This window comes from Chitinimonas sp. BJB300, assembly GCF_002735695.1.
Lineage (GTDB): Bacteria > Pseudomonadota > Gammaproteobacteria > Burkholderiales > Chitinimonadaceae > Chitinimonas.
Genome location: NZ_PDZH01000143.1, coordinates 1 through 8,403, shown reverse-complemented (window position 1 = coordinate 8,403; position 8,403 = coordinate 1). Strand labels below are relative to the sequence as shown.

Annotated in this window: 10 protein-coding genes and 1 pseudogene; 7 read left to right on the top strand and 4 right to left on the bottom strand. The window is 54.3% G+C overall.

Going from position 1 to position 8,403, the window contains the following annotated elements; genetic code table 11:
- Positions 1-147: 147 nt before the first annotated feature.
- Complete coding sequence (locus CSQ89_RS18120; protein ID WP_099407485.1) at positions 148-597, top strand: VOC family protein; 450 nt, start codon at positions 148-150, stop codon at positions 595-597.
- A 194-nt stretch (positions 598-791) separates the two neighbouring features.
- Here CSQ89_RS18120 and mog read toward each other — a convergent pair whose 3' ends face one another.
- Both mog and yjgA read right to left on the bottom strand, forming a co-directional pair.
- Positions 792-1,367 (bottom strand): molybdopterin adenylyltransferase, encoded by a 576-nt coding sequence (mog, locus tag CSQ89_RS18115; RefSeq protein ID WP_099407484.1) that lies wholly within the window; start codon positions 1,365-1,367, stop codon positions 792-794.
- Complete coding sequence (gene yjgA / locus CSQ89_RS18110) at positions 1,360-1,950, bottom strand: ribosome biogenesis factor YjgA (RefSeq protein ID WP_099407483.1); 591 nt, start codon at positions 1,948-1,950, stop codon at positions 1,360-1,362. The genes mog and yjgA overlap by 8 nt, the downstream gene beginning before the upstream one ends.
- 310 nt (positions 1,951-2,260) lie before the next feature.
- Here yjgA and pmbA point away from each other — a divergent pair, with 310 nt between their 5' ends.
- From pmbA to CSQ89_RS18090, 4 genes are all read left to right on the top strand, one after another.
- Positions 2,261-3,610 (top strand): metalloprotease PmbA, encoded by a 1,350-nt coding sequence (gene pmbA, locus CSQ89_RS18105; protein WP_099407482.1) that lies wholly within the window; start codon positions 2,261-2,263, stop codon positions 3,608-3,610.
- A 249-nt stretch (positions 3,611-3,859) separates the two neighbouring features.
- Positions 3,860-5,260, top strand: a complete 1,401-nt coding sequence (locus tag CSQ89_RS18100) for a type II toxin-antitoxin system HipA family toxin (RefSeq protein ID WP_099407481.1) — start codon at positions 3,860-3,862, stop codon at positions 5,258-5,260.
- Positions 5,261-5,271: 11 nt separating this feature from the next.
- Positions 5,272-5,541 carry a helix-turn-helix domain-containing protein gene (locus CSQ89_RS18095; RefSeq protein WP_099407480.1) on the top strand — a complete coding sequence of 90 codons (270 nt, stop codon included), beginning with the start codon at positions 5,272-5,274 and terminating at the stop codon, positions 5,539-5,541.
- A 124-nt stretch (positions 5,542-5,665) separates the two neighbouring features.
- On the top strand, positions 5,666-6,085 hold the full coding sequence (locus tag CSQ89_RS18090) for a hypothetical protein (RefSeq protein ID WP_139023032.1): 420 nt from the start codon (positions 5,666-5,668) through the stop codon (positions 6,083-6,085).
- A gap of 192 nt (positions 6,086-6,277) precedes the next feature.
- Here the strand turns inward: CSQ89_RS18090 and CSQ89_RS18085 are convergent, their stop codons facing one another.
- Positions 6,278-6,712 carry an SRPBCC family protein gene (locus CSQ89_RS18085; protein WP_099407478.1) on the bottom strand — a complete coding sequence of 145 codons (435 nt, stop codon included), beginning with the start codon at positions 6,710-6,712 and terminating at the stop codon, positions 6,278-6,280.
- A gap of 130 nt (positions 6,713-6,842) precedes the next feature.
- Here CSQ89_RS18085 and CSQ89_RS18080 point away from each other — a divergent pair, with 130 nt between their 5' ends.
- The gene (locus tag CSQ89_RS18080) at positions 6,843-7,745 is read left to right on the top strand and encodes an aminoglycoside phosphotransferase family protein (RefSeq protein WP_099407477.1); all 903 of its coding nucleotides are present in this window, start codon (positions 6,843-6,845) and stop codon (positions 7,743-7,745) included.
- Positions 7,746-7,872: 127 nt separating this feature from the next.
- On the opposite strand, the pseudogene CSQ89_RS18075 reads toward CSQ89_RS18080, so the two are convergent.
- Positions 7,873-8,100 (bottom strand): annotated as a pseudogene (locus CSQ89_RS18075) (DUF1801 domain-containing protein); the annotation flags it as partial.
- Between the two features lie 65 nt (positions 8,101-8,165).
- Here CSQ89_RS18075 and CSQ89_RS18070 point away from each other — a divergent pair.
- A partial coding sequence (locus CSQ89_RS18070; RefSeq protein ID WP_143747087.1) for a transposase occupies positions 8,166-8,403 on the top strand: 238 nt, incomplete at its 3' end.

Here is an 8,403-nt window from a genome sequence, read left to right as displayed (position 1 = left end):
TGAATGCCTGAGCATCAAGACGCAGAAGAACCCATTCGCACTTTGCCGCAAGTTACTGATCAACGCCTCCCGCGCGGCTTATGATCAGTTACAGCTGCTTCTCGCAGCTACTGCGTAACATCAGTTTCTACTTAAGGAATAGAAGAGATGTTTGTGCGAGATGGGGTGAGCTATGAATTTCACCACATGGGTATCCCCACTTCAGAAATACGTGCCAACGAGCGTTACAGTGCGAAATTTGGTATGTACACGAGCGACAGTGATTGCCAGTTGGCCCGCATCCAGTATCACCGGTATGAAGATGACAGTTGTCTGCATCCGTTGATACGCACGGTGCCGCACCCTGCCTTTAAAGTGGATGACCTCGACTTGGCACTTGAAAACCAGACGCTACTGCTGGGACCTTACGAGCCTATCGATGGCTTTCGTGTCGCAATCATTGTGGATGGCGGCATGCCGGTAGAGTTAATCCAGACCAAGCTTACGGATGACGAAATATGGGGGTGTGCGCAATTGGGGCAGCAAGCATCGCTATATCAAGATACGGCTTCTAAGAACTTGTCTAAAGTCTGCTGCGCGTCGGCAATATGGCGCTGAAAACTCCCTCGGAATGCTCATTTACCACTTGTAAACTCCACTTCCTCGGCTGTTTTCGCCTTATCTTGCCTTAGCTCGCGAGACTTTAGGCAGGTTCTAAAACCGAATAGGCTGAAGCCCAGCGCCTCTCTCTGCTACCAGAGAGGGGCGCTTTGCCTGTATCACCGGGGATAGACTGGTTATTGGCACGGGGGCTACTTCGACTTGGGCCGAAAGGCTTTCACAACGGCTTCGTTGGTATCGAGATAGGCTGCACCAACCAAGTCGAGGCAATAGGGCACCGCAGCGAAGATGCCGGGTACCTGCACCTTGCCTTCCGCATCCTTCAAGCCTTCCAGGGTTTCCTTGATGGCCTTGGGCTGGCCGGGTAGGTTGAGGATAAGCGCCTGCTTGCGGATTACCGCGGTTTGGCGCGACAGGATGGCGGTAGGCACAAAGCGCAGGCTGATCTGGCGCATCTGTTCGCCAAAACCCGGTACTTCACGGTCGGCCACGGCCCGCGTGGCATCGGGTGTGACATCGCGTGGTGCTGGGCCGGTGCCGCCGGTGGTCAATACCAAGCCGCAGCCTTCGTCATCGACCAGTGCTTTGAGCGTGGTTTCGATCAAAGCCTGCTCGTCGGGAATCAAGCGGCTGACGGTGCTGAAAGGCGTGCTGATGGCGCTGGTGAGCCAGCCCAGCAGGGCAGGGAGTCCCTTGTCTTCATACACACCACTGCTGGCACGGTCGCTGATGGACACCAAGCCTATTTTCAAACCGGCCTCAGGCATCATCGTCCTCATCTTCGGCGTCCGCATTGGCTGGGCCAATCAGGGGCGGCTCGGTGGACAGATCTTTGATGAGCTGAAATAAGGCGCGAAAATGCTTCGGTGGCTTGTTGGCTGCCCGCTCGGCACGCGCATTACGCACCATGGTGCGCAGCTGCTGGATATCGATATCGCGATGCTCGGCGATCAGCTTGGCAACGGCTTCATCGCTGGCGATCAGTTCATCGCGCTGGCGTTCGAGCTGGTGGAACCAGGCATTCAGGCGGTCGTTATCACCCCGTAGGCTGTCCAGAAACGCTTGAATCGGCGCGGGGTCCACGTCGCGCATCAGCCTGCCGATGTATTGGCGCTGGCGCTTGATTGCGCCGTTGGCGGTGATCTTCTGTGCATCTTTGATGGCCGTGAGCAGGGTATCGGACAGATTGAGCTTTTTCAGCTGTCCCTTGGACAAGGCGATCAGTTGTACGCCTAGATCCTGCAGGGCTTCCACCTCTCGTTTCATCGCGCTCTTACTGACGTGTTCAATCTCGTCGTCACCATCAAATGTGGCGTCGAGGTCTGGTTCGGTATGGGGCTTGCGGGACATGGCGAATCGGCTTGAAAGAATATGGACTGCTATGATACCGGACACCTCGACGCTAAGCAGGCATCACCGCCTTGGGCTCCAGGTGACGTGGACATGCATTTTGCAGCCATGCCGCGTTGGTACTTGCTCGCATGGCTTATCTGGAGGCACAACTTTTCGTCCGTATTCGTGCAAAGCCAGAGAAACGCGACCCGTAAAATATGTATAGTCAATAGAGCCGGGAGGGCGGATTGCGCCTTCCACCCTACGAGCCTTGGCTCCCCCCCTTTTTTCTGACAGCGCTACGCTGCCATTGGATATGAGATTGCCCATGAGCCCAGCCAAAAAATCGACGCTTTCCTTTAGCCAGACTGAACTGACCGACTTGGTGCAACAGGTGCTGGGGTATGCCCAGAAAGGCGGCGCAACCTCTTGTGATGTCGATGTTTCAGAAGGGGTGGGGCAGAATGTCAGCGTACGCTTGGGCGAGGTTGAGACAATCGAGTACAACCGTGACAAAGGCGTCGGCGTGACGGTCTATATCGGCCAATGCAAAGGCCACGCCAGCAGTTCGGACTTTTCGCCTGCCGCCTTGGAACAAACCGTTGCCGCAGCATTGGCGATTGCCCGCTACACCGCAGCAGACAGTGCCGCCGGCCTGGCCGACCCCGATCGGCTCGCGACATTATTTCCCGATCTTGACCTCTATCACCCATGGGATTTGCCGGTTGAACAGGCCATTGAATTGGCTCAGCGTTGTGAATCGGCGGCACGCGATGTGGATGCACGCATCAGTAATTCTGAGGGCGCAACCGTATCGAGCCATGTGGGACAGTCGGTCTACGGCAATTCCAATGGCTTTATCGGCCCCAGCCAGACTTCGCGGCATTCAATTTCCTGCACTGTGATTGCCCAGGAAGGCGATGCGATGCAGCGCGACTATTGGTACAGCAGTGCCCGCGCGCCCACTGATCTGGATGCTGCCGATGCGGTGGGATTGAAGGCTGGCCAACGTACCTTGGCCCGGCTAGGAACCCGCAGGCTGAAGACCGGGGATTACCGCGTATTGTTCGACCCGAGCCAGGCTGCTGGCCTGATGGGGCATTTTATTTCGGCGGTGTCTGGCAGCGCCCTATACCGTAAGGCCAGTTTTTTGGTGGATTCAATAGGCAAACCCGTGTTCGCACCCCTGGTGAACATTGTGGAAGATCCTTTCTTGCTGCGTGGCATGGCAAGTTCGGTGTTCGACGGGGAAGGCGTGGCCTGCGTGCGGCGTGATCTCGTCAAGGACGGCGTGCTGGGTGGTTATCTGCTGGGCAGCTATTCAGCCCGTAAACTCGGCTTGGCCAGCACGGGTAACGCAGGTGGTTGTCACAACCTGTTGGTCAGCCCGACTGCGGGTGACTTCCAGGACATGTTGCAGCGGCTGGATACTGGTTTTCTGGTGACGGAACTGCTGGGCCAGGGTGTGAATGGCATTACAGGTGATTATTCGCGCGGTGCAGCAGGTTTTTGGGTTGAGAAAGGTGTGATTGTTCATCCGGTTGAGGAAGTCACTATTGCTGGCAATTTGAAGGATATGTTCCACCATATCGTCGCAATCGGTTCGGATATCGAAGTACGCGGCAGCAAGCGTGTCGGCTCGGTATTGATTGAGCGGATGATGGTGGCGGGCGAATAAAAACCGTATTGGTGGGGCGAGGTAGGGTGGAAATAAGGGCCGGCGTATCTAGGCGATGATGTCTGGAATGCTGGCCCTGCGTTTTTCTGTAAGTACCTGTTTACTGATTTGTCACGAGCAGGTGTCAGCAGGGTAAAGCGCAGCGTGGTAGTCGAGTTGGCTAAAGATGTATTAAGATAAATAATAAAGGTGTTGTGCAGCTAATCAATAATGTATTATCTTAACTAATTGGTTTGCAAAGCGACGCCGATGGCAACAACAACTCTCACGCTTCAGCTTTACTTCAATGGTGAATGGCACGATGCAGCCCAGTTTACCCATTTGGGTGATACGGGAGCATTCACCGAACCCTGCATCGTTGAATACGAAAGGGAGTTTGTCGTCGCCTTTTTCGGCACGACGGATGAACATGCTTTATCGGCACGTTATGAAGTCGATATGCAGCCCATCAAGCTTCCGCACTGGCCGGCATTCCTGCTCGACATCCTCCCGCTTGGCTTTGCCGGCGACCGTATTGCCAGAGTGTATAAGGATGAAACCGGTCACGATGCCAGCCATCTGGACCTGTTGGTGCTGGGTGGCGCGAATTCAATCGGCAATATCCGGGTAAAAGAAGCCTGGGAACTTATGCGGGAAAAACCCAGGGTCTTCCCTGAAGGTTTTGAACTGGAAGAAGTTATTCAACGCGGCGATGCCTTCATGGCGTATGCCGATGAAAATGGCTTGTCCGCACAGGCAACCAGTGGCGTGCAAGGTGAGGCGCCCAAAATCTTGTTGGCGCAAGATGAGCAGGGACGTTGGCATGCCGACAGCCTGTTACCCGATCATCGTGCACGAGCCCATGTGCTGGTGAAGTATGCTCGTGGGAACAAGGCAGAGATGGACTACACCATTCTTCGCAACGAAGCCGCTTACATGCGGCTGGCCAAAGCCATGGGTATTCGTGCCAACGACGACTTGAGGTGGGAAAACAATACGCTGATCATCCCGCGTTTTGATCGTGCAGTGGCTTTTGGCCCCCAAGCCAAACATGCCGCGCCGTTGTTCTGGCGGGGGGGTAATCCAGTAAAACCATCTACCTTTCCAAACTCAACGCAGGGTGATGCCGTCGTCCACCGTTTCGCGCAGGAAACCGTGTTGAGTTTGGCGGGTATTACGGCTATCGGGGTACAGATTCATCACCACCAAGTGGTGAAACTGCTAGCCGATTACGCAACGGACCCAGCTGAAGAAGTGGCCGAATACATTGTTCGAGATCTACTCAACCTGGCTACCGGTAACCGGGATAACCACGGCCGGAATACCGCGGTAAGAAGACTCAATGGCAGGCTGGAACTGACGCCGCTGTACGACTTTGCCCCTATGTCGTTGGATCCGGCTGTTATCACCCGTTCCAGTACCTGGAAGGGGCTCGAAGCCCCGGCTGGCCGACTGGTTCCCGATTTGAATGCGTTGATGGATCAGGTTGCGGAAGAAACCGGTGGGGATGCCAATCTTCTGAGTCGGGTAAAGACGCGAATCTTGAACCTGGGGGCATGCCTTGAGCATTTACCAGAGGAGGCAAAGAACGTGGGTGTAGAGGCACTGGTTTTCAGTCGAGCCTGCGGCCAATATCGAACGGTGGTCGATGAAATTGCCAGGTTGAAGTAGGGGGTAATGCTATGGCAAGAACCAAACTGCCCAAATTTGAATCCCGCGATGCTTTTTATCAAGCCGTCGCAGCAGGACAGCTGACCATTCCCGATACGATACGGAGCATGCGTGGCATGTTGGGTGTAACCCAGAAGCAGTACGCTAAGATGATCGGTGTATCGGAAGAAACTATCCGCCGTATCGAGCAGAACCGGATGAATCCCACTGCTGAGATGATGGACACGTTGGGTAGGCCCTTCAGGTTAAAGTCGGGATTTGTTGCTGTGCCGAGAAAGTAATGCCTACCTTCGCAGTAGACAGGTTTTGATAAGCGTCAACTTTTAAAAAGGGGATGGGATGTTAGCGACACGGTTTCAAGTATCGAATACATCGAGCAATCTGCTGTCGTTGAAGCGACTGGTTATGGACCCAAATTGTGTTGAATTGCGCTTATTCGGCACTCACGCAAAAATCAACGTCGGGGTGAATGATGTAAGTGAAATGGATAGCAACCTGCCGCTGGTTGCAGCCGTAGCGAAATATACGATTCCTGGCATTAGCGATGTCTACGTGGTTTTCGATGGGATGGTACTCACTGCAGCACGCCTCCCGCGCTATTACGAGGTTCAGGAACTATTGGATAAGGCCGTGGCAAGCAAAAAGGTCACGTTTGCTTCAGTACCCGTACTGTTCACCTCGTCTTTTGCACCCACAATCGCTGTAGATAAATTGCTTAGCATCGGACCCGTCATTGCCTTGTCGGAGCAGACCAGGGCGCAGTATTTCTCCATGCTTTCCACGCTGACAGAAGAAGCGTTTGCCAATCTGAGCAGTACAGAGTGAACATTAGCGCGATATGAGCGGGTGACGTGTCCTGACAACCGTGGGCATACCCACTTCAAATGCAGGCCGATTGCCTGTTGAGTTTCTCTGCAAACAGGGCCGGCAAGACGTGAGTGGCGTCGTTGGCGGTTGTAAAGGGGGAGTCAGAATTTCCGTGTTCAATGCGGGTTTTCTGGCACAACCTATGTACTGTCAGCCACCACCCGAATGACGAAAAACCTCAAGCGACAGGCGATCAAGGTTTTGTTCGTTGGCTGGGACGACGATGTGCTCAACGCGGCTGGCAACGTCTGGATTCTCGAATGCCTGCGACCAAGATACAACGGTTCCCGCTGCAGACGTTGCCAAGGCTATGGTTAAGCGAAACTTCGGCTCCGAGATGTGTTGAATGATGATCTTGCTGGGCGATACTATTTCTGCAAACACACTGTCGTTTGGATAGTTTTTGCCGTCGGGACCGTGCATGGTAAAGGACCAATGCCCACCCGTTTTGAACTCGCAGACATTGAAGGTATTGGTGAAACCGGCGGGTCCCCACCACTGTGCCAAACGTTCCGGATTACTGATCGCAGCAAAGACTTGTTCTACGGATGCTGGGATTTCACGGGATGTACTGAAAGTGGTCATCGGTTTCTTCGTTTCCGTGGTTTACATGCCTTGGAATGTTAGTTTGTTTTAGCGCTGCGTCAGGGCAGTTTGGTATTGCTGCTCGCGTTTAAAGCTGACGCAGTTCGCTTTTGTCACAGTTAGGCTTCCTATGACTTACTCTCCTGCCGCCATTGATGTTGATCTGGTGCGGCAATTGATCGCAAGCCAATTCCCCCAGTGGGCGGGGCTACCTATATCGCCGGTCGTAGAAAGCGGGTGGGACAATCGAACCTTTCACCTGGGTAACGGCATGCTCGTTCGCCTACCAAGCGCAAAGGCCTATTCGTTGCAGGTGGAACGAGAGCAGTACTGGCTGCCACTACTGGCCCCGAGACTGCCACAACCTATTCCTGCACCATTGGCCATGGGAGAGCCTTCGTTTGGATATCCATGGCGGTGGTCGGTCTACCGTTGGATCGAAGGTGAGCCAGTTCTATACGACTGCATGGAAGACCTACCTTGCTTTGCAAGCGACCTGGGGAGGTTTCTGGCAGCACTTCACAGCATAGACCCTGCAGGAGGTCCGCCGTCCGGCCTTCACAATTTCTATAGAGGTGGGTCACTGCGGGCATATGATGCCGAGGCACGGAAGGCCATCAGTATGCTTGCTACTCGCCTTGATGTAGGCACTGCGACGCTGGTATGGGACACCGCGCTCGCATCGAAATGGGATCGTCCACCGGTTTGGGTGCATGGAGACATTGCTGTGGGAAACCTGCTTGTCAAAGAGGGCAAGCTAAGTGCGGTAATCGACTTTGGACAGCTTTGCATCGGTGATCCCGCGTGCGATCTTGCAATCGCCTGGACACTCTTTGATAGCCGCAGCCGTGAGGTATTCCGCTCTGTCTTGCCGCTTGACGCGGGTACGTGGGATCGAGGGCGGGCCTGGGCGCTTTGGAAGGCATTGGTTGTGGCTGCGGATTTGGTCGAGACGAATGCCGTTGAAATGCGACATTGTTGGCACACGATACAAGAAATACTTTCCGACCCGGTTAACCCTTCCAGCAAGTGAACTTGTTTCGGCAAGGCAGAACAAGCGCTTTAGAACCAGCTTCTGGGCTGCTGGAGACTAAAAAGATCATGCTGTCTTGCTGACGTGCATCAGACTTTGAACAGGTCTTGAGGGGCCATCTTCCGGACTAGCTGCGGGCTAAAGCCTTGTTCAAAGAGACAGCAGACTGAATGAGTGCCTTTAGCGCGGCCTCATCCAGTTTGTTGCCATTGTGGAAGTCGATGGCGCGCCGTGTATTGCCTTCGAGGCTGGCGTTGAAGAGACCTGATGGGTCTGTCAGGGTGGCACCTTTGGCGAATGTCATCTTCACGACGTGCTTGTACGTCTCGCCGGTGCATATCAGCCCGTTGTACGACCAGACTGGAACTTTTGAACCGCCCCGGGTTTTGAGGAGGCTTCTTGATCATAGAGAATAGTGCCATGAAGAAGACGACCCCCTTTTCCCCGGAAGTTCGCGAACGTGCGGTGCAGGAACATCGTGCCGATTACCCATCGTTATGGGCAGCTGTGACATCCTTTGCGCCAAAAATTGGATGCTCACCCAGTACGCTGCATGAGTGGGTGAAGCACTCGGAAATCAACCACGGGGTACGTGATGGCATAACCCACGACGAACGTGAACGCCTCAAAGCGCTGGAGCGAGAAGTGAAAGCGCTGC